At 47.8% G+C, this 26,970-nt stretch carries 30 protein-coding genes; 24 read left to right on the top strand and 6 right to left on the bottom strand.

What is annotated here, in order from left to right:
• Positions 1-32: 32 nt before the first annotated feature.
• Positions 33-824 (bottom strand): phosphosulfolactate synthase, encoded by a 792-nt coding sequence (gene comA, locus I8U23_RS00755; RefSeq protein ID WP_049719934.1) that lies wholly within the window; start codon positions 822-824, stop codon positions 33-35.
• A 64-nt stretch (positions 825-888) separates the two neighbouring features.
• The gene (locus tag I8U23_RS00760) at positions 889-2,169 is read right to left on the bottom strand and encodes an MFS transporter (protein WP_049719935.1); all 1,281 of its coding nucleotides are present in this window, start codon (positions 2,167-2,169) and stop codon (positions 889-891) included.
• A gap of 139 nt (positions 2,170-2,308) precedes the next feature.
• Between I8U23_RS00760 and I8U23_RS00765 the strand changes: the two genes are divergently transcribed.
• The 24 genes from I8U23_RS00765 to spoIVB all read left to right on the top strand — a co-directional run bounded on the left by I8U23_RS00765 (position 2,309) and on the right by spoIVB (position 23,380).
• On the top strand, positions 2,309-2,728 hold the full coding sequence (locus I8U23_RS00765; protein ID WP_049719936.1) for a CD1247 N-terminal domain-containing protein: 420 nt from the start codon (positions 2,309-2,311) through the stop codon (positions 2,726-2,728).
• Between the two features lie 127 nt (positions 2,729-2,855).
• Positions 2,856-3,836, top strand: coding sequence for a stage III sporulation protein AA (gene spoIIIAA, locus I8U23_RS00770; RefSeq protein ID WP_049719937.1), 981 nt, complete (start codon positions 2,856-2,858; stop codon positions 3,834-3,836).
• Positions 3,830-4,348: a stage III sporulation protein SpoIIIAB gene (gene spoIIIAB, locus I8U23_RS00775; RefSeq protein WP_037993873.1), complete on the top strand. Its 519-nt coding sequence runs from the start codon at positions 3,830-3,832 to the stop codon at positions 4,346-4,348. Before spoIIIAA ends, spoIIIAB begins: the two co-directional genes overlap by 7 nt.
• 28 nt (positions 4,349-4,376) lie before the next feature.
• Positions 4,377-4,583 carry a stage III sporulation protein AC gene (gene spoIIIAC, locus I8U23_RS00780; protein WP_037993870.1) on the top strand — a complete coding sequence of 69 codons (207 nt, stop codon included), beginning with the start codon at positions 4,377-4,379 and terminating at the stop codon, positions 4,581-4,583.
• Between the two features lie 15 nt (positions 4,584-4,598).
• A complete protein-coding gene (gene spoIIIAD, locus I8U23_RS00785) occupies positions 4,599-4,988 on the top strand; it encodes a stage III sporulation protein AD (protein ID WP_049719938.1) in 390 nt (129 codons plus the stop codon).
• A gap of 12 nt (positions 4,989-5,000) precedes the next feature.
• Complete coding sequence (gene spoIIIAE / locus I8U23_RS00790; RefSeq protein WP_049719939.1) at positions 5,001-6,185, top strand: stage III sporulation protein AE; 1,185 nt, start codon at positions 5,001-5,003, stop codon at positions 6,183-6,185.
• Positions 6,186-6,206: 21 nt separating this feature from the next.
• Entirely contained in the window at positions 6,207-6,827 is a 621-nt protein-coding gene (gene spoIIIAF / locus I8U23_RS00795) for a stage III sporulation protein AF (RefSeq protein WP_165489748.1), read from the top strand.
• A 68-nt stretch (positions 6,828-6,895) separates the two neighbouring features.
• A complete protein-coding gene (gene spoIIIAG, locus I8U23_RS00800) occupies positions 6,896-7,516 on the top strand; it encodes a stage III sporulation protein AG (protein WP_049719941.1) in 621 nt (206 codons plus the stop codon).
• A 17-nt stretch (positions 7,517-7,533) separates the two neighbouring features.
• Positions 7,534-8,094 (top strand): SpoIIIAH-like family protein, encoded by a 561-nt coding sequence (locus I8U23_RS00805; protein WP_049719942.1) that lies wholly within the window; start codon positions 7,534-7,536, stop codon positions 8,092-8,094.
• Between the two features lie 188 nt (positions 8,095-8,282).
• The gene (gene accB, locus I8U23_RS00810; protein ID WP_049719943.1) at positions 8,283-8,807 is read left to right on the top strand and encodes an acetyl-CoA carboxylase biotin carboxyl carrier protein; all 525 of its coding nucleotides are present in this window, start codon (positions 8,283-8,285) and stop codon (positions 8,805-8,807) included.
• A 22-nt stretch (positions 8,808-8,829) separates the two neighbouring features.
• Entirely contained in the window at positions 8,830-10,191 is a 1,362-nt protein-coding gene (gene accC / locus I8U23_RS00815; RefSeq protein WP_049719944.1) for an acetyl-CoA carboxylase biotin carboxylase subunit, read from the top strand.
• A complete protein-coding gene (locus I8U23_RS00820; RefSeq protein ID WP_037993857.1) occupies positions 10,188-10,595 on the top strand; it encodes an Asp23/Gls24 family envelope stress response protein in 408 nt (135 codons plus the stop codon). The genes accC and I8U23_RS00820 overlap by 4 nt, the downstream gene beginning before the upstream one ends.
• Positions 10,596-10,684: 89 nt before the next feature.
• Positions 10,685-11,101 carry a transcription antitermination factor NusB gene (gene nusB, locus I8U23_RS00825; protein ID WP_198050607.1) on the top strand — a complete coding sequence of 139 codons (417 nt, stop codon included), beginning with the start codon at positions 10,685-10,687 and terminating at the stop codon, positions 11,099-11,101.
• A 159-nt stretch (positions 11,102-11,260) separates the two neighbouring features.
• Positions 11,261-12,121: a bifunctional methylenetetrahydrofolate dehydrogenase/methenyltetrahydrofolate cyclohydrolase FolD gene (folD, locus tag I8U23_RS00830; RefSeq protein ID WP_037993853.1), complete on the top strand. Its 861-nt coding sequence runs from the start codon at positions 11,261-11,263 to the stop codon at positions 12,119-12,121.
• 95 nt (positions 12,122-12,216) lie between these two features.
• A complete protein-coding gene (xseA, locus tag I8U23_RS00835) occupies positions 12,217-13,581 on the top strand; it encodes an exodeoxyribonuclease VII large subunit (protein WP_037993851.1) in 1,365 nt (454 codons plus the stop codon).
• Positions 13,574-13,834, top strand: coding sequence for an exodeoxyribonuclease VII small subunit (gene xseB / locus I8U23_RS00840; RefSeq protein WP_037993848.1), 261 nt, complete (start codon positions 13,574-13,576; stop codon positions 13,832-13,834). The genes xseA and xseB overlap by 8 nt, the downstream gene beginning before the upstream one ends.
• The gene (locus I8U23_RS00845) at positions 13,835-14,731 is read left to right on the top strand and encodes a polyprenyl synthetase family protein (RefSeq protein ID WP_049719945.1); all 897 of its coding nucleotides are present in this window, start codon (positions 13,835-13,837) and stop codon (positions 14,729-14,731) included. It begins immediately after the preceding gene.
• 560 nt (positions 14,732-15,291) lie between these two features.
• Entirely contained in the window at positions 15,292-17,181 is a 1,890-nt protein-coding gene (gene dxs / locus I8U23_RS00850; RefSeq protein ID WP_037993843.1) for a 1-deoxy-D-xylulose-5-phosphate synthase, read from the top strand.
• A gap of 9 nt (positions 17,182-17,190) precedes the next feature.
• Entirely contained in the window at positions 17,191-18,003 is an 813-nt protein-coding gene (locus I8U23_RS00855) for a TlyA family RNA methyltransferase (RefSeq protein ID WP_037993838.1), read from the top strand.
• A 59-nt stretch (positions 18,004-18,062) separates the two neighbouring features.
• Positions 18,063-18,578 (top strand): hypothetical protein, encoded by a 516-nt coding sequence (locus I8U23_RS00860; RefSeq protein ID WP_049719946.1) that lies wholly within the window; start codon positions 18,063-18,065, stop codon positions 18,576-18,578.
• A gap of 29 nt (positions 18,579-18,607) precedes the next feature.
• The gene (locus I8U23_RS00865; RefSeq protein WP_049719947.1) at positions 18,608-19,510 is read left to right on the top strand and encodes an NAD(+)/NADH kinase; all 903 of its coding nucleotides are present in this window, start codon (positions 18,608-18,610) and stop codon (positions 19,508-19,510) included.
• Positions 19,488-19,937, top strand: coding sequence for a transcriptional regulator AhrC/ArgR (ahrC, locus tag I8U23_RS00870; protein WP_049719948.1), 450 nt, complete (start codon positions 19,488-19,490; stop codon positions 19,935-19,937). The genes I8U23_RS00865 and ahrC overlap by 23 nt, the downstream gene beginning before the upstream one ends.
• Before the next feature lie 13 nt (positions 19,938-19,950).
• Complete coding sequence (recN, locus tag I8U23_RS00875; protein WP_198050608.1) at positions 19,951-21,657, top strand: DNA repair protein RecN; 1,707 nt, start codon at positions 19,951-19,953, stop codon at positions 21,655-21,657.
• A gap of 181 nt (positions 21,658-21,838) precedes the next feature.
• Complete coding sequence (gene spoIVB / locus I8U23_RS00880) at positions 21,839-23,380, top strand: SpoIVB peptidase (protein WP_309485129.1); 1,542 nt, start codon at positions 21,839-21,841, stop codon at positions 23,378-23,380.
• 371 nt (positions 23,381-23,751) lie between these two features.
• Here the strand turns inward: spoIVB and I8U23_RS00885 are convergent, their stop codons facing one another.
• The 4 genes from I8U23_RS00885 to I8U23_RS00900 form a co-directional block, all read right to left on the bottom strand.
• Entirely contained in the window at positions 23,752-24,264 is a 513-nt protein-coding gene (locus I8U23_RS00885; RefSeq protein WP_049719950.1) for a M57 family metalloprotease, read from the bottom strand.
• Positions 24,265-24,439: 175 nt separating this feature from the next.
• Positions 24,440-25,120 carry a DUF7847 domain-containing protein gene (locus I8U23_RS00890; RefSeq protein ID WP_049719951.1) on the bottom strand — a complete coding sequence of 227 codons (681 nt, stop codon included), beginning with the start codon at positions 25,118-25,120 and terminating at the stop codon, positions 24,440-24,442.
• Between the two features lie 18 nt (positions 25,121-25,138).
• Entirely contained in the window at positions 25,139-25,972 is an 834-nt protein-coding gene (locus tag I8U23_RS00895; RefSeq protein ID WP_049719952.1) for a hypothetical protein, read from the bottom strand.
• 19 nt (positions 25,973-25,991) lie between these two features.
• On the bottom strand, positions 25,992-26,963 hold the full coding sequence (locus I8U23_RS00900; protein WP_198050609.1) for a hypothetical protein: 972 nt from the start codon (positions 26,961-26,963) through the stop codon (positions 25,992-25,994).
• Between the last annotated feature and the right edge of the window lie 7 nt (positions 26,964-26,970).

Raw genomic sequence — 26,970 nt, forward strand, 5'->3', positions numbered from 1 at the left:
AAATATGTGGGACAGGGTTGATTTATGAATGTTTAAGTGCGGGGGTCGCCCGGCCGGAAGGTATCGGCCCGAAGGCCTCTGCGCAAGCATTCCAGTGACAGGATGTCATGGGGTGAAATGTTTCCCAGATTGGCATTCGGGCCGAGGAGATGAAGAAGTTGGATTTGCTGATGGGTTTGGGGAGCTTCCCATAAAATGGTGTCGGGATCGGTTTGGTTCCGGATGTATTCCAGAATGGACCGCCGGATTTGCCCGTTTTCATCATAGATCCCGACATTTTTTCCTGATTCTCTTCCTTCCACGATCACAAAGGCGGCTCCCGCCTCCCGGTCCCGTTCATAGATGTTTGAAAACGCTTTCAAATCAAGGGGGACGCCTGATGCTTTTTTTCCGATTTCAGTGATGACGCGAAAACCCATTTCTTGCCCCAGTTGGATCAGGCGCGAGCGCTCGGCCGGGGAAAATTCCATCAATCCGTCGGAAACTTCAATCCATTCAAACCCTAATCCGGCGAGGGTCTCCAAGTACGGTTGGAGCTTATTTTGGGCATGGGCAATTTCCAAAAATGTGCCGCCCGGGTAAATGGATACATTGGATTGCCGGGCGAGTTCTATTTTTTTGCGTAAGATACCGGGCGGAGTGATTCCGGCGGTGCCAAAGCCCAACTTGAGAAAATCAATATATTCGCCGGCGAGCTGGAGCAAATCGCAAAAAGCGCTCAACCCCAACCCCTTGTCAATCACCATGGTCAAACCGTTCTGACGGGGTTTTGGCGGGCGCTTTCGGGATGAAACGAGTGCATCCGGCCATAATGACTGATTCATGGATTTCGCCTCCTGAAATGAATTACATCTTATTTTTATGCGCGGCGAATCCGCATGTAACACTTCAGACAGGCGAAAGCTTCTTTTTCCGCAGCAACAACCGGGTTCTTCCGTCTTTTCCCCGCAACCGCTGAGGACGGTCGATAAATTTCCGGGTCAGGAAAATCATGACAAACAATATGGCTGCCAGCCCGAGAAACAAAAGATACGGATGGGATGACAAAGCGCCGAAAACCGGCGGGCCGAGGGCCACTCCGAAAAAGCGGACGCTGTTGTATAACGAAGTGATGATACCGCGCTCCTGCATGCCGACGGCGGAGGTGATCAACGTATTTAAACAGGGGAGGATCAATCCGCTTCCGATGCCGATGGCAAAAGAGCAGAGGATCAGCCAATAGACATTGGGCCACCAGGGAATGGCCGCAGTGGCGATGGTGGTGATGATCAAACCGATCACAATCAAATGATTCATCTGGTGCGTTTTTTCTTTGACATGAGTTCCCGTGAAGTATGCGGTTAAACACAAGGCGAGCAACGGGATGGCCAAAATAAACCCTTTGACCACGCCACCGATGCGGAAGGATTCCTCAAGGAAATCAGAGAGGTAAAACAAAACCCCGAACATGGTGAACATGATCAAAGACCCGGACAAAAAGGTAATGACAAGCCAGGAACCCCTGCGTTGAAAGACTTGGCGGATATGTTGTTTGTATTCCCGCAAAGGTTGGGGCTTTTCTTTTTTGGACGGTTCTTCGATCACTTTCCACAAGGCGATGGCCACCGGCACACACAAGAGAGGAAAAATAAAAAACATGGCATACCAGGTAATCAGTGCAATGAGTGAACCGAGAATGGGACTGATCACTTTCCCGAATGCGTTGGAGGCTTCCAAAATGCCAAGCGATTTACTCCGGGCTTGCCCTTGGTACAAATCCCCCAACAAGACCATGGCAATCGGAGCGGTTCCGGCGGCACCAATTCCCTGGATGATCCTTGAAATCAAAACCATGGTGTAAGATCCGCCTTGAACGATGGACGAAAAGCCGGCCAACAACCCCCCAAAGCCATATAAAAGCAAACTGTAAAAAACAATTTGTTTGCGGCCGATCCGGTCCGCCAGAATCCCGGCAACGGGAATGACGATGGCTGCAGGGATGGAAAACAAAGTAATGAGCAGGCTGACTTGGAATGAATTTACATTCAGTGCTTTTTCGGCTGTCGGCAATACCGGAATCAGCATCGAGTTTCCGATCACCATAATAAACGGAATGGTGCTTAATGTGAGTAAAACCGCAGAATCAGCCGCGGCATTTTTTTCTTTTGACGCCATTTGATGATGAGGCATTCGGTTCACCTCTTTTGTTTTTTATTGGTTTAGAATGTCCCGTTTTCCGAAAAAACTTGTTTCCATTTATTGATTTGTTTGTGTCTCCGGTGAAAAAGACACACTAAGGAAAAATCATCAGGGACGATGAGGTGATTGTATGTATGTCAACTTAAAACGGGATTTGTCTTATATTGAGGGACTTTTGGAAGGTGATGAAAATCACCGGGATCACGTGGAATCCAAAGCGTTGCACCGTCTGTTGGACATTGTGGATCAGTTGGTCGAGTCCGTTGAGCAATTGGACCGGCGACAGTCGGAATTGGAAGAATATGTGGAAGCCGTGGATGAAGATTTGAATGATCTGGAATTATTGGTTTATGACGATGAAGATGACGAAGAGTTTGATGAACCGGTGTATGTGGTTTGCCCCGAATGCGGGGAAGAAGTCGTGGTGGAAGCGGAAGATTTGGAAGACGACTCCATTGAACTTCTTTGTCCCAAGTGTAATACGGTGCTGGAATTACAAGACATACACGATGAAGAAGCCAAAGAAATCATGGATGGCGGGACGGACTGAAAAAGGGCGCCCCGCTCTTTTTTTGCTTTTACGGTCGCGGTGATTTTGTCCGCATTGCTTGTCATATTCAAAACAAGTCCACATATGAATGGGAATAAGAAAAAAGGTTTGGGACAGGAGGTGCTCCATGTCTTTTCAGCCGGTTCTTCAAGTTCTTCCGCTTTCCCTCCGTGAGGTGATCCGGGCGCTTCCTTCTCCGGTATTGGAGTGTTTGGAAGAAGTCAGAGTCCGCCAGGAGAGGCCGCTGGAAATCGTCACCAATGAAGAGTCGTGGTTTGTCAGCAGGTCTTCGCGCCTTTCCAAACAGCCGCACGATGCCATGATTCCGAACAAGGAAGATTGTCTGAATCTCTTAAATCTGATCAGCAACCATTCTTTGTACACCATGGATGAAGAGTTAAGGCAGGGATATGTGACAGTGAAAGGCGGGCATCGGATCGGACTGGTCGGAAAGGTGATTGTGGAGGGAGGGAAAGTCAAATATCTCCGCGACATCACCGGTTTTAATGTCCGGATCGCCCGGCAGGTTCCCGGCGTGGCAGATCCGTTGCTCCCTTATATGTTTCATCACAAAAAAGCGGAAAACGTTTTGATTGTGTCTCCTCCCCAATGCGGGAAGACCACACTGATCCGTGACCTTGCCCGCCGGGCCAGTGAAGGGAGCACGTTGTTTCCGGCATTCAAAGTCGGCATTGTGGATGAACGGTCGGAAATAGCCGGTTGTGTGGCAGGGATCCCCCAGCATGATGTCGGTCCCCGGACGGATGTGTTGGACGGGTGCCCGAAAGCGGAAGGAATGATGATGATGATCCGCTCGATGTCACCGGATATCCTGGTGGTGGATGAGATCGGGCGAAAGGCGGACAGCGATGCCATCCATGAAGCGATTTATGCGGGGGTTCACATCTTTGCCACGGTTCACGGGCAATCCATCAAGGAGATCGCCGCGCGTCCGGTGTTGAAGGAACTTTTGCAGGAAAAGGTTTTCACCCGGATTGTCTTGTTAAGCAGGAGAAAAGGCCCCGGAACGGTGGAAGGCGTTTTTAATCAATTTTTTGAGCGGCTGGATACAAGGCAAAGGGCAGGAAGGCCGGGAACGTTATGTTGAAAGTTTTGGGAGCGGTTTTGATCCTCATGGCGACGTCAAAGCTTGGGTTTGACTCGGCCCGGCAACTCCGGAAGCGTCCGCGGCAAATACAAGAACTCCGTTCCGGTTTGGCAATTTTAAAAACCGAGATCAATTATGGGACAAGGCCGCTCGCCGAGGCATTCGAACGCATTGCCGAAGCGGCAAGCGGCGAATTAAAGCCGGTCTTCCTTGAAGCGGGCCGGAATTTAAAATCTTCGGATGGCAAATCCACCTATGAATGCTTGAAAAAGGCCATTGAGGATAAGTGGAAAAAAACCGTGATGGGGGAAGAGGAGAAAGGCATCGTCCTTAAACTGTGTCAAGTGTTGGGCAGTTCCAACCGGTCGGATCAATTGCATCACTTGGATTTGGCGCAAGAAAACTTGCAAATGGAAGAAAACAAAGCCCGGGAAGAACAAGAAACCTATGAAAAAATGGTGAAAACACTCGGAGTATTGTCCGGAGCCCTTCTGGTGATTTTGATGTTTTAAACTTGGATGAAGGGGTGGTGCTGGCTTTATGCCTTACCATTTGGATTCGGTATTCCAGATTGCGGGGATCGGAATCATCGTGGCCATGATTCACACGGTGTTAAAACAAATGGGCAAGGAAGATTTCGCTCATTGGGTGACCTTGTTTGGTTTTGTCGTCGTTTTGTTTATGGTTGCAATGTTGCTTCAGGATTTGTTTCAAACCATTAAAAATGTCTTTTTGTTTCGTACTTGATGGGAGGCGATCCGCTTGGAAATCATCCAGGTGGCGGGCCTTGGCCTCATCACCACATTCCTTGTCCTGGCCGTAAAAGAACAAAGCCCCGTTTTTGCATTCTCATTGGCGCTGTTTGTCGGCGTGGTTATTTTTATCTTCCTGGCAACCAAAATCGGGGAAGTGATCGGCATCTTGAAGGATCTGGCGCATCTGGCCAAGGTGAATGACCTGTTTTTGGAAACCATCTTGAAAATCATCGGAATTGCTTACATTGCCGAGTTTGGGGCGCAAGTGACAAGGGATGCCGGACAAGATTCCATTGCTTCCAAGATTGAACTGGCAGGAAAAGTTTTGATCATGGTCATGGCCATCCCGATCATTACCGTGATGATTGAGACCATTATCCAAATTCTGCCCGCGTAAGGATGAAGGGGAATGAAGAAAAAGATTTTGCTTGGATGGATTTTGATTTTGATCACAGGCTTTCCTCTCTTGGCTGCGGCTGAAAGCGAGGGGGATTCCCGGATGGTCCATGAGATGATCCGTTCCCGCCTCGATCAGTTGCAAACCGAACAAGTCGAGGATTTTTGGAAACAAATTGCGCAAGATTATGAAAAATATTTGGACGGGCAGAGTTCAAAGGATATTTTTGATTTGATTCTCTCGGGGGAAAACGGTCTCAGCCTCAAGAACGTTTTAAGCGGTTTGATCCGGTATTTTTTCGATGAAGTCCTGTACAACGGGAAATTGTTGGGCAGCATCATCATCCTTACGGTTTTCAGCATGATTTTGCAAACGCTCCAGACGGCGTTTGAACAAAATCAGGTCAGTAAAGTGGCCTATGCCATCGTGTTTATGGTGGTGATCATTTTGGCGGTGAACAGTTTTTATGTCGCCGTCGATTCGGCCAAGCTGGCGATCGGGCGAATGACCGATTTCATGCTGTCGCTGGTTCCGTTGATGATGACGCTGATGGTGACGATGGGCAACGTGGTGTCCGTATCCCTTTTTCATCCCTTGATTGTTTTTATGATCCACATCATCGGAACGTTGATCTATACCGTGGTTTTTCCGCTGTTGTTTTTTTCGGCGGTGCTCAGCATCGTCAGCAGCATCACGGAGAAGTACAAAGTCAATCACTTGGCGGGATTGTTGCGCAAAACCGGTATCACTTTATTGGGAGGGCTGTTGGCCGTCTTTTTGGGGGTGATTTCCATTCAGGGAGCCACCAGTGCGGTGACCGACGGGATTACGCTTCGAACCGCCAAATACATCACGGGGAATTTTGTGCCGGTGGTGGGAAGAACCATTTCCGAAGCGGCAGACACCGTCATGAGTGCTTCTTTGCTGGTGAAAAACACCGTGGGGCTTTCCGGAGTGCTGATCCTCCTGTTTATTTGCGCTTTCCCGGCGTTGAAGATACTATCGCTTGCTTTTATCTATAATTTTTCGGCTGCCGTCATGCAACCTTTGGGAAGCAGTCCCATCATCGAAAGTTTAAACACGATCGGCAAAACACTGATCTATATCTTTGCGTCTTTGGCAACCGTCGGGCTCATGTTTTTTCTCTCCGTAACCATATTGGTAGCGGCCGGTAACATCTCCGCCATGATCAGGTAGGTGAAACAGATGGTCTCCTGGATGAGTGATTGGTTGAAGCAAATTGTCCTCTTGGTTTTGATCGCCACCTTTATTGATTTATTATTGCCGAATAATCGTCTGGACAGATATGTGAAATTGGTGATGGGGCTGCTCATCATTTTGGCGATGTTGTCACCCGTTTTCCAATTGCTCTCGGAAGACCATGATTTAAGATCCTTTGCCTTTCTCAGTTCAAGCCCGGCACTGTCCAAGGAAGTTTCGATGGAAGAAATAAAAAAACAAGGGGAGGCCCTCAAGCAGGAACAACAACAATGGATCCGGCAAGAAGCCGAATCAAGGGCCGGGGAACAGCTGAAAGACGAATTGCAACAGCGCTTCCAAGCCAAAGTGGAAAAAGCGGAAGTGAAATTAAAAATGGACGGAAACGAGCAGGCGATTGAAGGCATCGTGGTGGTCATGCGGCCCCTGGCTTCCCCGGCGACGCAATCGGACCGGTCCGTTGAACCCGTTGAAATCAATGTGGGAAAATCCGGCGATGGTACGCAAGAGAAAGATCAGGAAGCAAACCGGAAAAAACTGCAATGGGATGTGATACATTACCTTGAAAACCATTGGAATGTACCCAGGGAAAACATTCATGTGGAAGTGCAGGGGGAGTAGATGTTTGCCTGTTACGGTCATGGCCACCGGCTTTACATAACCATCAAAGACGGAGGTGAAAAGCAAACATGTTCAAAAAGCTTTTCCAAAACACGGCAGGGGACGGGGAGAAGTCGAAGCGCTTGGGATGGATTTTGATTTTGGGGGCTTCGGGGGTGGCGATCATGATTCTTTCATCCTTCATCCAAGTGAGAGAAGCTTCGTTGCCGCCGGATAAAAAGGATTCTCCCCAAGCGGAAGCCGATGCCAAACCGGCGGCCGTGACCTCTTCCTCAGATGATGCCCTCAGCATGATGGAATACGAGCAGAGGTACGAAAAAGAACTGGAGGAAGTGTTGAGCAAAATCGTGGGGGTGGAAGATGTTTCCGTCATCGTCAACTTGAATTCGACGGTGGAAGAGGTTTTGCAAGTGGATAAAAGGGAATCGCGCCAAGTGACGACGGAAACGGATAAAAACGGCGGGAAACGTTCCGTCACCCAAGACACCGAAGATCAAAAAACCGCTTACTACCGCGGTGAAAACGGGGAGAAGCCCGTGGTCATCAAGAAGTTAAAACCGCAAGTGCGGGGGGTGTTGGTCGTTGCGCGCGGAGTGGAAAACCTGAAGGTGAAAGCGATTGTGATTGAAGCGGTCCAACGGACGTTGGATGTTCCGGTGCATCGAATTTCTGTATTACCGAAAGGATAAAAAAGGAGGAAGTCTGAATGTCGGTGAACAAACAAACGGTATGGCTGGTGACGATGTTGTCCGTCATGGTCGTTTTGTCTGCCTATTATATCGTGACGGGTCCGGTTGAACCGGCTGATCAGGTGGCACAAACCGCCAAGGAAAAACAAGGGGATATCAAAGTGGATATCAAGCCGGTCGATGAACCGTCTTCTTCCGGCCAAAAATCGGCGGAAGTTCTGGAGAACCAGTCCAATGATTTTTTTGTCGGTTATCAGTTGCAACGGAGCACGTTGCGCCAAAAAATGGTCGAAGAATACATGCAAGTGCTGACCAATCCGGAAGCACCCGAGAAGGAAGTGGAAGAGGCCAATCAGAAAATCCAGCAATTGATGAAAATTGACAATCAGGAGACCGTGTTGGAAGAACTGATCCGGAAAGAAGGTTATCAGGATGCCGTGGTCATTACCAATCTTCCGCACGTCGATGTGATTGTCCAAAGCGAAAAGCTGGACAAAAAACAAGTGGTGAAATTAATCAGTCTGGTCCGCCAGCATCTGCAAGTCGATCCGCATCATGTGACCGTCGCATACCGCTGAAAAAAAGAAATGATCAAAAAACCGGTTTCAACAAGGAAACTGGTTTATTTTTTTACATACGGACATTTGGTAAAACCGGGTCGGTTGTTTTACTATGTAAAGAGGTGGTCAAACCACTGAAAATGCGTTATGCTATTAGCGTTATCATGGATTTTGCTTTGGGCAGAAATTAAGGGAGGAAATTAAAGATGAATTTTAAACCGTATGAGATTCGCGAACTGATCCGATTAATTGATGAATCTCAAATCGATGAGTTTGAACTCGAGTTTGAAGGAAACAAAATTTATATGAAAAAGTCCGGCACAAACAGCGGAGCTTCTGCAACGCTCACGACATCCGAACCGGCTGCTCAAGCGTCACCTGTACAAGCTGTCCCGACCCCCAAAGCAGTGGTTCCGGAACCCGTCGCGGCGCCAAAGGAACAGGAGGCTCAGGAACCGGCACCGCAAGCGGCGGAGGAAGATGATCCGACTTTACATAAAATTGTTTCGCCCATGGTTGGCACCTTTTACCGCGCTCCGGCTCCGGATGCCGATCCTTATGTAAAAGAAGGAGACACCATTCAAAAAGATACAGTGGTTTGCATCGTGGAAGCGATGAAATTGATGAATGAAATTGAAGCGGAAGTAAACGGTACCATTGTGAAAGTATTGGTGGAAAACGGACAACTGGTGGAATACGGCCAACCCTTGTTCTTGGTGAAAACCACATAACGGCCGCGGAAGGAGGATGACGATGTTTAAAAAGCTCTTAATCGCTAACCGCGGTGAAATTGCTGTGCGAATTATTCGTGCCTGCAAGGAGCTCGGAATTTCCACGGTGGCCGTTTATTCCGAGGCAGACCGGGAAGCATTGCATGTGACGCTGGCGGACGAAGCTTATTGCATCGGTCCGGCTCCAAGCAAAGACAGCTATTTGAATATGACCAACCTGATGAGCACGGCAACACTGGTCGGAGTGGATGCCATTCACCCGGGATACGGTTTTTTGTCTGAGAATGCCGATTTTGCCGAGTTATGCGCTGCTTGCAATATTACGTTTGTGGGCCCTTCGCCGGAAGCGATTCAAAAAATGGGGGATAAGACGACGGCCCGTGATACCATGAAAGAGGCCGGGGTGCCGGTCGTGCCGGGGACCGAGGGAGTGATTGAGGATGTGGATGAGGCCGTGCAGACCGCCAAAGAAATCGGTTTCCCGGTGATTGTGAAAGCAACCGCCGGCGGGGGCGGAAAAGGAATGCGTGTGGTCCATCACGAAGAAGAGCTGAAACGGGCGATTGCACTTGCGCAGAAGGAAGCCGAAGCCAATTTCGGCAATCCGGGTGTTTATTTGGAAAAATACCTGGTGGAACCCCGTCACATTGAGATCCAGGTATTGGCGGACCAGCACGGAAATGTGATTCACCTCGGAGAACGGGATTGTTCGATCCAGCGGCGGTATCAAAAACTGGTGGAAGAAGCACCTTCTCCCGCATTGTCTCCGGAATTGCGGGAAAAGATGGGGGAAGCGGCAGTGAAAGCAGCCCGGTCCGTCCAATATTCGGGAGCCGGCACAGTGGAGTTTCTCCTGGATAAAGAAGGAAACTTCTATTTCATGGAAATGAATACACGTATCCAGGTGGAGCATCCGGTTACCGAGCTGATTACAGGTGTGGATTTGGTGAAAGAGCAAATCCGGATTGCCGCCGGCGAGAAACTTTCGCTTCGTCAGGAAGATGTCCGGATCAACGGTTGGTCGATTGAATGCCGGATCAATGCCGAGCGTCCGGAAAAAGATTTCATGCCTTCACCGGGAACCATCCAATTCTACCTGCAGCCGGGAGGAAACGGAGTGCGGGTGGACAGCGCTTGTTATCAAGGCTTTAAGATTCAGCCGTTCTATGATTCCATGGTGGCAAAGTTGATTGTATGGGGAAAAGATCGCAATGAAGCGATTGAGCGGATGAAACGGGCATTAAATGAATTTGCGATCGACGGAATCCATACAACCATTCCGTTCCACCTGAAACTGATGCAACATCCGAAATTTGCCGAAGGGGATTTTGACATTCTTTTCTTGGAGAAGAATCCATTAAATAAGGAGAGTATGGATCAATGAACGAAATCTACGAGTATGATCAAAATGCGATTGGCAAGATTGAGATTGCGCCGGAAGTGATCCAAATTATTTCGGGGATTGCAGCGGCTTCCGTCGAGGGCGTCATCGGATTGAGCGGGGGAACCGCCGCGAATATCAATCAGTTGTTGGGCCGCAAAAATTTGAAAAAAGGAATTCATGTGGATTTGGGAGAACAATTGGCAGTTGACTTGTCCATTGTGGTACAATATGGTTTCAGTATTCCTGAACTGGGTCGTAAAGTGCAGGAGGAAGTAAAACAAGCCATCGAAAACATGACCGGGCTTCAAGTGGATCAAGTTTCCGTGAAAATCAGCGGCATCAAGATGCCGGCAAACGATTCCGGGGATGAAAATAATGAGCCAAACCCGCCACGTGTGAAATAAGAATGGCTTGTGCAGTTTTTTGGTTAAAATAAAGTGGGAAGATCGAAGACCGGGCTGAATGGCTCGGGCTTCTTTTTGGGGGATTGTTGATGAGCAGGAGAGAGATCAGGGAAAAAGTGATTCAAACATTGTATGAGTGTGAATTTCGCCCGGATGAGCGGGAGGAAATCGTGTCTGTGCGCAGTACCGAACTCGCGGGGGAAGAGCGCTCGCATTTTTTGCATTTAACGGAAGGGGTTTTGCAAAATGCTTCCAGTCTGGATGAAGTGTTTCGCCCCTTGTTGAAAAAAGGCTGGTCATTGGAACGGATTCCCACCGTGGATAAAATGATCTTGCGCTTGGCCATATTTGAATTGTCATATGAAAAAGATGTGCCCAAGGCCGTGGTGATCAATGAAGCGGTCGAACTGGCCAAATCTTTTTCCGGCGAAGAATCCGGCCGGTTTATCAACGGGATTTTGGGAAGAGTGGCAAAAGAAGAAGCCGGGCAAATAACCGAACAATAAATTTGAATAAAGAGGAGAGGGGATGGGGCCTTCCCTCTTTTTTATATATGAAAACGCTTGTATTTTAAGTGTTTGCGGAAGGTCTTTACATCAAAGTATTTAGCATATAAACTGAACATTAATTAATTATTAACCTTTAATGTTAAGGGAGTGAGCGCGTTGTCTTATCAATTGATTGATGGAAAACAAATCGCCAAAGAAATTCGTGCGGAGTTGAAAAAGGAAGTCGGCCAATTAACCGAAGAGGGGTTGAAACCGGGATTGGCCGTCATTCTGGTGGGAAACAATCCGGCATCCGAAACTTATGTGCGGAGTAAAATCCGGGCATCGGAAGAAATCGGCCTCCACTCCCGGTTGATCCGGATGGAGGAAACCGTTCAAGAAGAAGAGTTGTTGAATCAAGTGAAAGAATTGAATGAGGATCCGGCCATTCATGGAATTTTGGTGCAACTGCCCCTACCTGCTCACATCGACCCGGATAAAGTGATTGCAACCATTTCCCCGTCCAAAGATGTGGACGGCTTTTCCCCCGTCAATATGGGAAAGATGATGATCGGACAAAACGGTTTGTTGCCGTGCACCCCTTACGGAATCATGCAATTGTTTAAACGGACGGGAATTTCTCTCGAAGGGAAACATGCGGTTGTGGTTGGAAGAAGCAATATTGTCGGCAAGCCGATGGCCATGTTGTTGCAACAGGCCAATGCCACTGTGACATTGTGCCATTCGAAAACGGTGGATCTGGCTCATCACACCCGCCAGGCGGACGTTCTTGTCGCCGCTGTGGGAAGAGGCGAAATGATCACCAAAGAGTTTGTCAAACCCGGAGCCGTGGTGATTGATGTGGGGATGAACCGGAATGAAGCCGGCAAATTGGTGGGAGACGTGAACTTTGAAGAAGTGGCGCCGGTTTGTTCGGCGATTACTCCGGTGCCGGGCGGCGTCGGCCCGATGACGGTGGCAATGCTGATGAAAAACACCGTCATGGCGGCGAAAAAGCTGTGGCAACGTGCAAATTAAATGAAAAAGAAAGAGGCTTCCTCTGTTGGAGGAGAGCCTCTTTCTTTTATAATGGAAAAGATAAGTGATTTAAAAAGGCAAAGTGAGGGGAAGTTATGTTCCGTGAACCGGAACGCGATGTCTGGTCAGTCACTGACCTGGTGGAATACCTTTATACGTCGCTGAATCTGGATGAAAATTTGAAAAAGATCTGGCTGGAAGGAGAAATTACAAATTTCTCCCAAAACCGGAAAAGCCGCCATATGTATTTCACCATCAAGGATGATCAAGCCGCCATCGATGCGGTCATGTTTGCGGGAAACAACCGCCGTTTGCGCTTTGTGCCCAAAAACGGGGACCGGGTGTTGATCCGCGGGTATGTTTCTTTATACATGAAAAACGGTCATCTGCAGATTTATGTGCAGGATATGCGGCTCAGCGGAACCGGGGATTTGTACATCGCTTTTGAGCGTCTGAAAGAAAAACTTTCGGCGGAAGGACTGTTTGACAAAGAAAAAAAGCCCCTGCCCAAGTTTCCGGGAAAAGTGGGGGTAATTACCTCTGCCAGCGGAGCCGCTGTTCGTGATATTATTGTAACGATTCGCCGGCGCTATCCGATTGCATCCATTCTTTTATATCCGGTTTCGGTTCAAGGGGATGAAGCGGCACGGGAAATCGCCAAAGCCATTGATCACATGAACGAAATGGATGAAGTGGATGTATTGATTGTCGGAAGAGGAGGCGGCTCGTTGGAGGAATTGTGGGCATTCAATGAAGAAGTGGTTGCCCGGAGCATTTATCGTTCCAAATTGCCGGTGGTATCGGCGGTCGGGCACGAAACCGATGTGACCATCAGCGATTTGGTGGCCGATTTACGGGCTCCCACTCCGACGGCAGCTGCGGAGTTTGTGGTCCCCGAGCTGTTGGAGCTGAAAAATCAAACCACTCAGTTAACCCGGCGTTTGATTCAGTCTGAGCAGTCGGTCTTGGATCGGATGAAAGAACGGGTCAAAAACCAAGTCAACCGGGCTGTCTTTCTGGATCCGAAAGCACGCCTCTATCAATACACCCAACGGCTTGATCATTTACAGACGCGGCTGGAAAATGCCATGCAAACATCGCTTGAAAACAAAAAACGGGATTTTTCAGAAGCGAAGTTTCAATTAAAGGCTTGCCATCCGTCGCAAAAATTGTCTAAACTGAGTGAGCAGTTGGCGTTATTGATCAAAGACAGCCGGGCCCTGATGCGTCAGCGGTTGAAAACCGAAAAACAACGCTACCATCATCAACTGGCCCAATTGGATGCACTGAGTCCGTTAAAGGTGATGCAACGCGGATATTCTCTCGTTTACCGACTTCATAAGAATGAACTGATTAAATCCGTCCGGCAAGCGGAGCCCGGGGATTTGATTCAAGTCCGTCTCGCTGACGGGCGGTTGAGATGTCAAGTGTACAGAGCGGAGGAGGAGAACAATGACTGAATCAAAAGATCTGTCCGCATTCGAGTCCCTGCCGTTTGAAGATGCATTGAAACGGCTGGAACAAGTGGTGCAACAGCTGGAAAAAGGCGACACTCCTCTGGAGCAGGCGATTCAGTTGTTTGATGAAGGGATGAAGTTGGCCCATGTCTGCGGAAAAAAGCTGGAATGGGCGGAACATCAGGTCGAGATGCTGGTTAAGGAGAATGGAGAGTGGCTGAAAAAACCGTTTGAAATAGAGGAGGATTTGGAGTAAGTGCAATCCATTACATCATATATCAAGGAACAAGCGGATCGGGTCCACCGGGCTTTGGACCAATATTTGGACCAGATGGACAGCCTGCCCGATGTGTTGCGGCAATCCATGCGGTATTCGCTTTTGGCCGGGGGGAAACGGTTGCGTCCGGTGTTGACGCTGGCCACCGTGGAGTCGCTTGGAAAAGATCCCGAAAAAGCCATGCCATTTGCATGTGCCATTGAAATGATTCATACGTATTCCCTGATTCATGATGACTTGCCGAGCATGGATGACGACGATTACAGACGGGGTAAACTGACCAACCACAAAGTGTTTGGGGAGGCTCAGGCCATTTTGGCCGGGGATGCCCTGTTGACGGAAGCATTCGGTTTAATGGCCGCCGCGGCCAAAAAGGAAGGATTGCCTGCGGAAGTGGCCCTGACGATGATTGAAGAAGGGGCCCGCAGTGCAGGGGCGCGCGGAATGGTCGGAGGCCAGTCGGATGACCTGTTGAGCGAAAACCGGAAGATCAGCTTGGAAGAACTGGAAAGCATTCACAAAAGAAAAACCGGGGATTTGATCGCCTTTTCGGTGCGCATGGGAGCGCATTTTTGCCAGGCTGAATCCTCCGTGCTTGATGCTTTGACGCGTTTTGCTTATCAAATCGGTCTTGCGTATCAAATCCAGGACGATATTTTGGATGTGACCGGCACCACCGAAGTGATTGGAAAACCGGCCGGAAGCGACATCAAATCCAATAAAGCAACTTATCCGTCATTGCTCGGTCTTGAAGAATCCAAAAGAAGACTGAAATTGCTCACGGAGGATGCCAAAAACACGTTGATGGCCCATCCGGGGATTGAACCGTCCCGGTTGTTGGAAATCGCCGATTATTTATTGTCCCGTGATCATTAACGCCAATGTATGATAAAGAGAGAGCCTTGTGCTATAATAAAATATGTTTTCAGCAAGTGGGTCTCTTGAAAAGGGAAAGGGATGCACATCGGGAACCGTCAGATGACAAGCAGGCTGTATTTTGCCGGAAAAGCCTGCTTGATGCGGTACTCGTCCCCAGGGGTACCACTTGCGAGAACCGGGAAAAATACATATCCATCGTTGGAGAAACGATGAACGGCACCGGTCCTTGCGGCCGGCATTTTTCTGAATGGATTCGGGCAAAGGAAAGATGACGGATGTTCAGGATGTCACTGCATTTTTAAAGGGATCAGGACTCATCTGTATCGGATCATATTCATGATGGCAACGATGGCGGAGGAAATCCCGTGAAAGCGGGGATAGGCTGCTGTGAAAAGCGGACTTGACCTTGTGGTGTCGTAATCGCTTCCAACCTCTCTCTTTTTTCGCAGTGATTTTTCGGACCAAAGCCACTTGTCAATTTCCTTTGCTCATCTTATTATTTTTCAAGTAAGTCATGTAAACCAAAATGAAAAGAAAGCGAAAGCGAGGCGTTTTTCGTGCACCTCGAGCAGATTAATTCGCCAGATGAATTAAAAAAATTACCTGTGGAAGAACTTCCGAAATTGGCGGAGGAAATCCGCCGGTTTCTCATTGAAAGTTTGTCGAAGACCGGAGGACATTTGGCCTCCAATTTGGGTGTGGTGGAACTGACGATTGCCCTTCATTATTTGTTTGACAGTCCCAGAGACAAAATTTTGTGGGATGTCGGCCATCAGGCTTATGTGCATAAAATTTTGACGGGCCGCCGGGAAATGTTTTCCACTTTGCGACAGTACAAAGGGTTGTGCGGTTTTCCGAAGATGAGAGAATCGGAGCATGACTGTTGGGAAACCGGACACAGCAGCACATCCTTGTCTGGGGCGATGGGGATGGTTGCGGCCCGGGATTTGAAAGGGGAAGACTACAAAGTCATCCCGGTGATCGGGGATGGCGCCCTGACTGGCGGCATGGCTTTGGAAGCACTCAACCATATCGGGGAATCCCAAAGCGATATGATCGTCATTTTAAATGACAATGAAATGTCCATCAGCCCGAATGTCGGTGCCATTCACAATCATTTGGCCCGTCTTCGCACAAACAAAAGCTATAACAAGATGAAAGACGAAATCCAGCATCTTTTGAAGAAGATTCCGACCGTCGGCGTGCCTTTCGCCAAAACATTGGAAAGAATAAAAGACAGTTTGAAATATTTGGTGGTATCCGGAGTCTTTTTTGAACATCTGGGCTTTACTTATATCGGGCCGGTAGACGGCCATCAATTGGATGAATTGATGGAAAGCCTGCGTTTGGCCGGCAAGACCAAAGGGCCGGTGTTGGTCCATGTCATCACGAGAAAAGGATACGGGTATAAGCCCGCTGAAGATGATTCCGTTGTGTACCACGGAGTCGGAACGTACAAAATTGAATCCGGTGCTTTTCAAAAGAAAGCAGGAGGTCCTCCGAATTACCCCTCGGTTTTTGGAAAAACCCTGGTGAAGCTGGCTGAAAAAGACGAGCGCATTGTCGCGATCACCCCGGCGATGCTGACCGGTTCCAAATTGGAAGCTTTTCAGAAAAAGTTTCCGCAGCGTTGTTTTGATGTGGGAATCGCGGAACAACATGCCGTCACTTTTGCCGCAGGCCTTGCAACCCAAGGGATGAAACCGGTGCTCGCCATTTATTCCACCTTTTTGCAAAGAGGTTATGATCAACTGGTTCACGACGTTTGCCGGCAGAACCTGAATGTGGTTTTTGCAGTGGATCGGGCCGGATTTGTCGGTGAAGATGGGGAAACCCATCAGGGGATTTATGACATCGGATATATGCGCAGTCAGCCGAACATCGTGATCATGATGCCAAAAGATGAAAATGAATTGCAGCACATGATCCATACGGCCGTCCAATACAACGACGGGCCTGTCGCCGTCCGGTACTCCAAAAGCGCCGGGGTCGGGGTTCCCATGGATGATGAATTGAAGTTGTTGCCCATCGGGAAAGCGGAAGAGGTGAGACCCGGAAAAGATGTGGCCATTTTGGCACTGGGTCCGATGGTTCAAACCTCTTTGGAAGCGGCTGAACAGTTGAAAGAAAAGGGCATTGATGCGCGTGTGATCAACGCCCGGTTTGCCAAGCCGCTGGATACCGGGCTTTTGGATCAGCTGGCTGACGAAAACATCCCGTTGATCACGGTGGAAGAAGCCGCGGTGATTGGCGGTTTCGGCAGTGCCGTGCTGGAATATTACCAGCAAAAAGAAATCGAAATGCCCAAGGTGAAAATTTTGGGGGTTCCGGATATCTACGTGGAACACGGAAGCATCGATGACCAACGGAGAGAAGTCGGATTAACTCCGGAAGGCATTGCCGATACTGTTAACAGATTTTTATCACAAAAAATCCAAAAAGCTTGAGGGTTGAACGTGGAAAAAAAGGAACGCATTGATACTTTACTGGTTCAAAAAGGCCTGTTTGCAAGCCGTGAACAGGCCAAACGATCCATCATGGCCGGACTGGTTTATGTAAATCAGGAACGGATCGAGAAAGCAGGAACCAAAGTCCCGGTGGATGTGTCCATCGAGGTGAAAGGGCAACTTCACCCTTATGTCAGCCGCGGCGGATTAAAGCTGGAAGAAGCGGTGAAAACATTTGGCATTGATTTGAAAAACCGCGTCCTTTTGGATATCGGGGCTTCCACCGGGGGATTTACCGATTGTGCGCTGCAAAACGGTGCAAAACAGGTGTATGCCATTGATGTCGGCTATGGACAACTTGCTTGGAAATTGCGGCAAGACCCGCGGGTGATCGTGATGGAGCGGACGAACTTCCGGTATGTCAAACCGGAACATTTGACAGGGGATATCCCTGACTTTGCCGTGATTGATGTTTCATTTATTTCCTTAAAGCATATCTTTCCCAATTTAAAAGACCTGCTCAGCCGCGGCGGGGAAGTGGTGGCATTGATCAAACCCCAATTTGAAGCTGGCAAAGAAGAAGTCGGCAAAAAAGGGATTGTCAAAGATCCCAAAGTGCACCGGAAAGTTTTGATGAATACCGTGAAGCTGGCCGAATCCCTGAATTACCGGGTGGAAGGAATCACGCCATCCCCGATTCAGGGAGGAGAAGGAAATATTGAATTTCTGGGATATCTCACTTTCCCGAAAACCCGGGAAAGCAACATCGATTGGGAAACCAAGATAAAAGAAGTGGTGGATGAAGCGCACGAGCGGTTTTGATGAATTGAAAAAAGGGTTCACCCGCATGACTTCGAATTAGTAGGTAAAGGAGGGGGGGAATGGTGACCCGACCGGGCGATACCCTTGTACTTTTTCTGCTAATCGGAGTCATCTTTTATTTAATTTGGAAAAAGTTATTGGACTTATACCCGAAAAAGGAAGAACCGGATGAAGAGATTGAGGGTGAAGTTCCGGACTTGTTGCGGCAACAAGGATATGAAGTGGTGGGGGAAAAAGAGAGGATTCCGTTTGACATCGATTACGGTGGACGCCAGTATGCCAGCCGGTTGTTCATCGATTATGTCGCCCGCCGCGATGATGCGTGGTATGTTGTGATTGTCGCAAGACCGCGCAAACCCATCCGGGAATCCGGAGCCGGATTGAGGGACTTTTTCCTGCCGTATTATTTGTTGTACCGTCCGGATGCCATTTTGTATGTGGACCGCGATCAGGGAACGATCAAGAAGATCGAATTTGACATACCGGATGTCTCCTTTCAAAAGCAAAAACATGTTTTGTTTTATTTGGCACCGGTGATATTGATCTTGTTCGCCGCTCTGTTTATATTATTATGATTGCAACGTGGTTATTGGGGTGGAAATGGTTGAAAACAATCGGGATTAAAGTAAATCGATCCAAACCGAAAGCTTTTGCGGTTGCAGAGAAAATGAAACGGGAATTGGAAAAAAGAGGGGTTGATGTCTGTTTTGAACCAGATATTGCAGCTGACTTGGGATATCCCGACTTGGGGCTTCCTTTGGAGGAATTCGCCAACCGTGTCGAACTGGTCTTTGTCCTGGGCGGCGACGGAACCTTGTTGGGGGTGGCCAGACAGTTAGCGCGGTATCAAATCCCGATTCTCGGTTTTAATTTGGGAAATCTGGGCTTTTTGTCCGAAGCGGAAACCGGCGGTCTGTCCGAAGCGATTGAACGGGTGCTTTCCGGGGATTATGTGATCGAATGCCGCCTGATGCTTGAAGCGGAAGTCATCCGCAACGGCCGTGTGATTGAAACCGGGGTTGCGCTCAATGATGTGGGGATCGCCAAAGGCTCTTTCGGCCGGATGATCACTTGCACAGCGTATATGGACGGGAATTTTCTCGGAACCTATACAGGTGATGGGGTCATTATCTCCACGCCGACCGGTTCGACTGCCTATTCCTTGTCCTGCGGAGGGCCGATTGTCTATCCGGGAATCCGGGCATTGCTTTTGACGCCGATTTGTTCACATACATTGACTTCCAGACCCATGGTTCTTCCGTCTGAATCGGTCATCGATATCCATGTTTCGGCCGTTCACCGGGAGATGGGCATCACCATCGATGGTCAGATCGGCTATTGTTTGAAGGAAGGAGATATTGTCCGGGTAAAGCGTTATAAGCACTCCGCTTTACTGATCAAATGGCAGGATCGTTCATTTTTTGAGGTGGTACGCCAAAAACTGCAAGGCGAGAGTGTGGATGTTAGCAGGGTAGGTGGAGAACATGAAGGCACAGCGCCATATTAAAATCCGTGAAATCATTTCAAGCAAAGAGATTGAAACACAAGACGATTTGGTCGCGGAATTGAAAAAAGCGGGTTTCAATGTGACACAGGCAACCGTCTCCAGGGACATTAAAGAATTGCATCTGGTGAAAGTTCCGACAGCCAGCGGGGCATATAAATATTCACTTCCCACCGGGGAAAAACGTTTTGATCCGTTAAGAAAATTAAAGCGGACACTTCAGGAATCTTTCGTGAGCATCGATTACAGCGAAAACCTGGTTTTGCTCAAAACCTTGCCCGGTAATGCCCAAGCCGTGGCCGCTTTGTTGGATCATTTGGATTGGGAAGAGTTGATGGGTACGATTGCAGGGGATGACACCATATTGATCATTTCCCGGACCAAAGAGCAGGCACCTCAATTAATGCAGCGCTTCTTGGATTTGCTGTAAGGAGGCGGTCGGGATGCTGAAGGAACTCGTTATTCGCCACTTTGCCATCATTGAAGAGGTGCATATCGCATTTGACCATGGGTTTCATGTGTTAACAGGCGAAACGGGCGCCGGGAAATCCATCTTGATTGATGCTCTGGGCTTGGTTGCCGGCGGCAGGGCATCTGCGGATTTTGTCCGCCATGGAGAAGGAAAAGCCGAAATCGAAGCGGTGTTTGAACTGGATCAAGAGCATGCTGCACGGGCTCCGCTGGTGGAGTGGGGATTTGATGAGGAAGAGTTGGATCAAATCATCATCCGCAGAGAGATCACTGCGCAAGGGAAAAGCACCTGCCGGATCAATGGAAGAGTGGTCACGCTGTCCTTGCTCAAACAAGTCGGACCCCGTTTGATTGACATCTCCGGACAGCACGAGCACCAATCATTGCTGAAAACGGAGGAACATTTGGAGTGGCTGGACCATTTCGGCGGCGAGGAAATTCTTTCATTGCGCCGGCAATATGAAGAGATATATGTTTCTTACGATAAAGTAAAGCGCCAATTGGAACAATTGCGAAAAAATCAGAGGGATTTGGACCGGCGTTTGGATTTGCTCCGTTTTCAGGCCGATGAAATTGAAGCAGCTCAGTTGACCCCCGGGGAAGAAGAAGCTTTGGAATCGGAACACAAACGTTTGGCTTCCGCCGAGAAACTGATGGTCCACAGTGCGAAGGCATATGAATACTTAAACGGTGAACAGGGAGGCATCAGCCTCGTGCAGGAGGCGATATCCCATTTAAGCCAGATTTCCGAAGTGGACGAGTTTTTGGAAAATGTGGCGGAACTGGCCCGGTCGGCCTGTTACCAACTGGAAGAAGCGGCAATTGAAATTGCCCGCTATCAGGACAGTTTTGAGTTCGATCCCAAACGCCTTTACGAGGTGGAAGAAAGAATCCATTTGATTCACCAATTAAAACGCAAATACGGGGACAGCATTGAAGAGATTTTGGCTTATAAAGAACAAGTGGACCAAGAACTGCATGAGCTCGAAAATCATGAGGAAATTGAAGCGGAACTCAGCGCAAAATGCCGCCAATATACGGAGCAATTGAAAGAATTGGCGCAAAAGCTCACATCGAAACGGAAAAAAGCCGCATCCGCATTGGAAACCAGAGTGGAACAGGAATTGAAGGATTTAAATATGGGGTCGACCGTTTTTCACGTCGCCTTTTTTCCGGAGCCTTACCGCCATGACGTTTTTTATGCTCACGGGCAGGATCAAATTGAGTTTCAAATTGCCCCCAACCCTGGCGAACCGTTAAAGCCGCTTGCCAAAATTGCATCCGGGGGAGAATTGTCCCGGTTGATGCTGGCGCTCAAATGTATTTTTACCGAAGTGAACCGGAATGATACATTGGTCTTTGACGAGATTGACACGGGAGTGAGCGGCCGCGCAGCGCAAGCCATTGCGGAAAAAATTGCGTTTTTGTCGAACAGGCATCAAGTCCTGTGCGTGACTCATTTGCCCCAAGTGGCTTGTATGGCGGACTGCCATATGTACATTGCAAAAGAAGTGTTGCAATCCAAGACAAGGACAAAAGTGGAGAAGCTGGACATGGAAGGTCGCACGGTTGAATTGGCGCGCATGCTAGGCGGCGTGGAAGTGACCAGTACGACCCGGAATCACGCCCGGGAAATGATCCGGCTGGCTGAAGAACAAAAGAAACAATATGTGAGGTGAGTGCCTTTAACCCAGGTGTTAAAGGCTTTTTTGTTTTTTAATTGGCATTTGGTTTTTCAGGGAACATGTTCATGAGCAGGAATGTTTTGAAGGACATAAAAGGCCGGTGAAGCGGTTACCTTAAGATTAGTAAGCTGCACCTTTCAAAATTGGCGAAAGGGAAGGCGGGAAGCTCAGGAGAGTGGTAAGATTGCAAAGCAAAGGGAAACGAAAATGGTTGGGATTTCTCCTGGTGCTTCTCCTGATGTTGGGAAGTACTACAAGTGTCTTTCAGCAATGGATCCAATTTCCACATGAGATCCGCCTTTTTCAGGGTGAATCAAAACAGCTTCCTTTATCCATGCCTGCCACCGCTACTGCCAGTGTATCCGATCCCCGTATTCTCCATGTGAACGGATTCCGTCAAGCTGAGGTTCCGGTGGATCTCAAAAAGCCTGTCACTTTATTTACCAACACAGCCGGAAAGACTTGGCTGACCCTGAACTTATTTGGTGCATTCCCGATTAAAAAAGTCCAAGTGAATGTTTATCCCCGGTTAAAGGTGATCCCCGGCGGACAATCCATTGGAGTGAAGGTTTATTCCAAAGGAGTGATTGTTGTCGGCCACCATCGTATCCAGACCAGCGATGAAAAGGTGGATTCACCGGCTGAAAAAGCTGACATCCGGATCGGCGATTATATTGTGGCCATGAACGGAAAGCCGGTCAACCGGGTGCAGGATGTGGCCAAAGAAGTCGAAAAATCGGAGGATAAACCGATCCGGGTCACACTGATACGGGAAGGAAAACAAAAAAACACCACCATTCAGGCACAAAAAGATGCCAGGGAAAACCGTTACCGCTTGGGGATTTATATCCGCGACTCCGCGGCCGGGGTGGGAACGCTGACCTTTTATGATCCTGAAAAACATGTGTACGGGGCACTGGGACATGTCGTGACAGACGTGGATACCGGACTGCCGATTCGTGTGGGGGAAGGAAAGATTGTCCAATCCAATGTGACCTCGATTCAAAAAGGGGAATCTGGTGAACCGGGTGAAAAAAGAGCCATTTTCTTCAGGGAAAATCAAGTGTTGGGGAACATCCGCCAGAATACACCGTTCGGGATTTTCGGGCAGATGAATGAGGCCCCGGCTAACGGAAAATACCAAAAACCGATTCCGGTTGCTCTCGCTGATGAAGTGAAAGAGGGCCCTGCCAAAATCCTGACGGTGGTTGAGGGGCAAAAAGTGGAGGAATACAACATTGAAATCGTGCATGCCATCAAACAAAAATTTCCGGCGACCAAAGGATTGATCATCAAAGTGACGGATCCCCGGTTATTGAAAAAAACCGGCGGCATTGTCCAGGGAATGAGTGGAAGCCCGATCATTCAAAACGGAAAATTAATTGGGGCAGTAACTCACGTGTTTGTCAATGATCCAACTTCGGGATATGGAACTTTTATCGAATGGATGTTGCAAGATGCAGGGGTGATTCAATCAACAGCGGCTACACATCGTAGCCGCTTTTTTCTCTTCAGGATCGATCCAGTTGTTTTAAAAGTTGATCTTTCGTCTGAATTTGTTGAAGGGCCGCATCCACGTGCTCAGCAGCAGAAACCCGGTTTCCATCCAAAGCAAATTTCCCTTGATAAGCGCCCACGATCACGTAGCTGGGATCATTTGTCACCGGACCTTCGTATTTTTTCAATAACAAAACATACGAGTCATCCGCATCCATGACTTCATTTCCTTCCACGGTAAAATTCATATTTTTCTGTACACCACCGGTTTCCAAAATGGATATGACTTTTTGCGGAGCGTTCCCTTCATAGACCTGATCAATTTGAAACGAAGTCAGGGTAAACGGAACCCGGTCATAGAAAAAACTTTTTTGCCCGGAAAGAGCCTTGCCCTCCACGATTAAATCAGCTTCTTGCTGCATTTCTTTCACACTGGAATACATTTTGTTCAAGGACACACCCACTTCCACCTCTTTCGGTTGGAAGAAAGAAACATAGATCCCGGCCGCCGTCAACAAAGCAAGACTTGTGATCCCGATGGAATAAAGAAGGTGTTTGGACTTCCTCAGCATAAATAAACCTCCTTAAAAATTAATAAATGGCATTCACTCCGCTGATGTCATCCTGGGTCGGGGAATAAACCGTTCTCCCGTCATTGCTGTACATGACTGCTCCACCGGGTCCCAGCCGGTCTTCATGGGCAAGACCGATCGCATGCCCCAGTTCGTGCGTGATGACTCCTTTTCGAACCTGAGAGGAATAACTGTCGGTATAATAACGGTTGATGGAAATATCCATTTGGTAAACCGTGCTGCCTGAAGCGGAAGTAACGGTGCAAAGGCCGCTCCAGGAAACATTTCCATAATTGCCGGCCTCCGTGCGAATCCCGGCACTGGACCCTCCGTAACTGAGATTTACATCCGTCCGGCTGCTCCATTCCGCAGCGCCGTTTTCGCACTGTGTCGTATAGTCGCCTCCCATATCGCATTCATACGTAATATTGCTGCTTGACCATCTGTAACCCCACAAATTGTAAGCAAAGGCCGGAGTCCATGCCAGCAGGGTGACCACAAACAAACTGAGGACTACCAATTTTTTGGCCAAGAAAAACCCTCCTTATAAAAATATTCTGACTATATAATTGGCTACAAAGGAGGGAAAACCTGCTTTTTTATATAAAAAAATTCTAATTCAAAATACTTTTATACAAACAAAGAGCAAACCAACAAGAAAAAAAAGGCAAGAATCCATTTTCGGAATCTTGCCTTTGAATTTGGCTTCAAATTGCTGAGTCGGGTTGTTCTTTCCAATCTTGGTATAACAAGCCGGTGGCAAAAGTGACAAGCGGAACAAACAACATATTGACCAGCATGACCACGGATGCCACCACGAGGTAGCGGTCGGTGAATAAGAATGTGATCGATTGGACGATCCACTCGACAGCCAGCTCCACGATCAAGAAGCCAAAAATAATACCACACAGTTTCCAGAAATTGCTTTTGCCAAATTGAAAGGCTTGTTTGAAGCCTTCCCACCATTTTTTTTCGTCCAGTACCACGGCAAAAGGGAAGGCATTAAACAGAACCATCAAAACCAGTCCCGGGATAAGGAGAAGGAAAGTTCCGGTGACCACTCCCAAAGTATAGAGAATGGACATCACAAAAACGACAAAACCATATTGCCAAAAGCTCCCGTATGCACTCGAAAACTCAATGTATTCCCGTTTCCGGTAACTGTCCAAGAGCTTGATAAAGGGAATTTGGACCAGTGATCCGGCAATCAACATATTGATGCCGTAGAACAAATCAGCGATATGAATCTGAGGTAACCAATAATAGAAATAAAAATAGTTGTTGATGAGTATACACAGAAACTGGATTGGAACGATCACGATCAAACCCAGCAATAAGATCTTGCCAAATTCTTCGCGATACAGTTGTAACGAATCCCGAATGAGCATTTTGTCCTCCTTTAACATTTAGTCTCTGGGGTTGCGTATGATTTCGATTAATTGTTGTCTTAAGGGTTCGTTGGCTTTACTTCGGTAAATATCATTTTTAAAATCTTCATACTCAGCCATCGTGGCTTGATCGGCATTCAGCCATTTATGCAACTTATGGAGCCGCATATAGGAAAACTTTTTCGACAGATCCAAAAAAGAAATGGATTCTTTCAATTGCTTCATGAAGTTTGTCCGTTCTTCTTCCGTTTCGATCTGCACTTCAAATTGCTTCTTCTTGATATCCATCATCCGACGAAAGTTGTTTTTAATTTTTTCATGAGTTTGTTCTGTAATGACATAGTCAATGGTTATTTCTGAATAATATTTTTTTGCGTTTTCCACGACTTCTTTCAACTGATCTTGTGTTTCAAACATCGTTTGCGGAATAGAACAAAAGACTTCATATCCTTGTTTGAAAGAAGGATCATTGGAAGCATGGACCGTATCTGCAAAAGAATCCAACAGGGATTGTAACTTTTTCCACACCCCCATGGGACGGTTGGACCATTCCAAACCATATGTAAATACATTTTCCAACCCTTTGTCTACGTCAGAAATATAATCTCGAATGACAATCGCATCTTTATGGGGAGGAACTGTGCCATCTTCTTTGACAATCAAGATTCCTGCTGCATCTTCATTTAAGGATTTGTAGTAATAAGAGACATAATAATACTTTTCATTTTTGTAAAGAACCCTTTGAGGGAAAACATTGATTTTTTCTCCCTCTTTCGCGTATGAGTTTCCTACCTTTTTAATTAGTTCAGGTGGTTCAGGATTTGGATTGACTTTTAATTCTTCCAAGTTCAATGTTCAAGCCCTCCTTTGTTTAACCGAAAAGTTTGTTCCAAGCCGATTTTACACCATTTTTCACGGCGTTAATCCCTTTTTTCGCCAAATCAACGGCTCCTTGTGCCATCTTTTTGATGCCTTCCCGATGGGTCCAAATGGCACTTCCAGCCCATAATACCGTACCGGCAGCGGCTAAACCGATTCCCCAAGGAGTGGGTCCCATCAAGGCTCCTGCCGAAATCAGACCTTCACCGAAACTTCCCACAGCTTTGATGGCTGCATCCCGGGCTTCTGCACCTTTGCCGGCTTTCCAATTTTTGTAGGTGTCAATCAGATTATTTCCTGTATCGATAGCGGCAACACTAATGCCAACCCAGCCGAGACCTTTGGACAATTTGGAAACGGAACTGAGTTTTCCGATTTGACTTTGAATCTCGGCTCTTTGAAATACAGTTGTAGAATTTCTTAATTGTTCCTGCAGATTTTTAATTTGTTTTAAGTCTTTATATTTGTTCCATACTTCAATCGATTTTTCTGCCCCATCCCAAGTATCAATAAAGATTTTCCCAGCAGATCCATCTTGAAAAACCAAGTTTCCCATGGCTGACCGCGGGATTTTCACTATGTTGCCGTAAACGGCTCCTTTGGGGGAGATTTCATCAATTGGATTGTATATATAAGGTTCAATGGAAGCGGCTTGTTCTTTGAAAAAGTCATTGATCACAAATTTCATGACTGTCCAGGGATCCGGACCGTCGTTTTTCTTTTCGTTTTTGGATTGCGGTTGTTGTTTTTGCTCCGGTGTTTCCACTTTGGTGTTTTCATCGTTGATCTTTTTTTGCTCTTCCGGTTTCGGCCCTTCCTTCGGCTTGTAAAAATGGTCATCGACCGAAGGAACGTTGATGCCGCCTCCTTCGGCGTGGGAAATCGCCGGTGACAATGGAATGACAATTCCGATCATCATGCAGATGATTGCCATCAGCAGGCGGCGGGGGATGTTTTTTCGCATGTGACGC

It is taken from the genome of Thermoactinomyces sp. CICC 10735, from assembly GCF_016055175.1.
GTDB lineage: Bacteria > Bacillota > Bacilli > Thermoactinomycetales > Thermoactinomycetaceae > Thermoactinomyces > Thermoactinomyces vulgaris.

Excerpts from the sequence above, each read along its gene's own strand:
- accC (WP_049719944.1), top strand. The coding sequence starts at position 8,830 with ATGTTTAAAAAGCTCTTAATCGCTAACCGCGGTGAAATTGCTGTGCGA.
- comA (WP_049719934.1), bottom strand. The coding sequence starts at position 824 with ATGAATCAGTCATTATGGCCGGATGCACTCGTTTCATCCCGAAAGCGC.
- I8U23_RS00860 (WP_049719946.1), top strand. The coding sequence starts at position 18,063 with ATGGTGACCCGACCGGGCGATACCCTTGTACTTTTTCTGCTAATCGGA.
- xseB (WP_037993848.1), top strand. The coding sequence starts at position 13,574 with ATGACTGAATCAAAAGATCTGTCCGCATTCGAGTCCCTGCCGTTTGAA.
- spoIIIAF (WP_165489748.1), top strand. The coding sequence starts at position 6,207 with ATGAGTGATTGGTTGAAGCAAATTGTCCTCTTGGTTTTGATCGCCACC.
- spoIIIAB (WP_037993873.1), top strand. The coding sequence starts at position 3,830 with ATGTTGAAAGTTTTGGGAGCGGTTTTGATCCTCATGGCGACGTCAAAG.
- I8U23_RS00900 (WP_198050609.1), bottom strand. The coding sequence starts at position 26,963 with ATGCGAAAAAACATCCCCCGCCGCCTGCTGATGGCAATCATCTGCATG.
- I8U23_RS00760 (WP_049719935.1), bottom strand. The coding sequence starts at position 2,169 with ATGCCTCATCATCAAATGGCGTCAAAAGAAAAAAATGCCGCGGCTGAT.
- accB (WP_049719943.1), top strand. The coding sequence starts at position 8,283 with ATGAATTTTAAACCGTATGAGATTCGCGAACTGATCCGATTAATTGAT.
- nusB (WP_198050607.1), top strand. The coding sequence starts at position 10,685 with ATGAGCAGGAGAGAGATCAGGGAAAAAGTGATTCAAACATTGTATGAG.
- spoIIIAG (WP_049719941.1), top strand. The coding sequence starts at position 6,896 with ATGTTCAAAAAGCTTTTCCAAAACACGGCAGGGGACGGGGAGAAGTCG.
- ahrC (WP_049719948.1), top strand. The coding sequence starts at position 19,488 with ATGAAGGCACAGCGCCATATTAAAATCCGTGAAATCATTTCAAGCAAA.
- spoIIIAC (WP_037993870.1), top strand. The coding sequence starts at position 4,377 with ATGCCTTACCATTTGGATTCGGTATTCCAGATTGCGGGGATCGGAATC.
- recN (WP_198050608.1), top strand. The coding sequence starts at position 19,951 with ATGCTGAAGGAACTCGTTATTCGCCACTTTGCCATCATTGAAGAGGTG.
- I8U23_RS00765 (WP_049719936.1), top strand. The coding sequence starts at position 2,309 with ATGTATGTCAACTTAAAACGGGATTTGTCTTATATTGAGGGACTTTTG.
- spoIIIAA (WP_049719937.1), top strand. The coding sequence starts at position 2,856 with ATGTCTTTTCAGCCGGTTCTTCAAGTTCTTCCGCTTTCCCTCCGTGAG.
- xseA (WP_037993851.1), top strand. The coding sequence starts at position 12,217 with ATGTTCCGTGAACCGGAACGCGATGTCTGGTCAGTCACTGACCTGGTG.
- I8U23_RS00890 (WP_049719951.1), bottom strand. The coding sequence starts at position 25,120 with ATGCTCATTCGGGATTCGTTACAACTGTATCGCGAAGAATTTGGCAAG.
- I8U23_RS00805 (WP_049719942.1), top strand. The coding sequence starts at position 7,534 with ATGTCGGTGAACAAACAAACGGTATGGCTGGTGACGATGTTGTCCGTC.
- spoIIIAE (WP_049719939.1), top strand. The coding sequence starts at position 5,001 with ATGAAGAAAAAGATTTTGCTTGGATGGATTTTGATTTTGATCACAGGC.
- I8U23_RS00820 (WP_037993857.1), top strand. The coding sequence starts at position 10,188 with ATGAACGAAATCTACGAGTATGATCAAAATGCGATTGGCAAGATTGAG.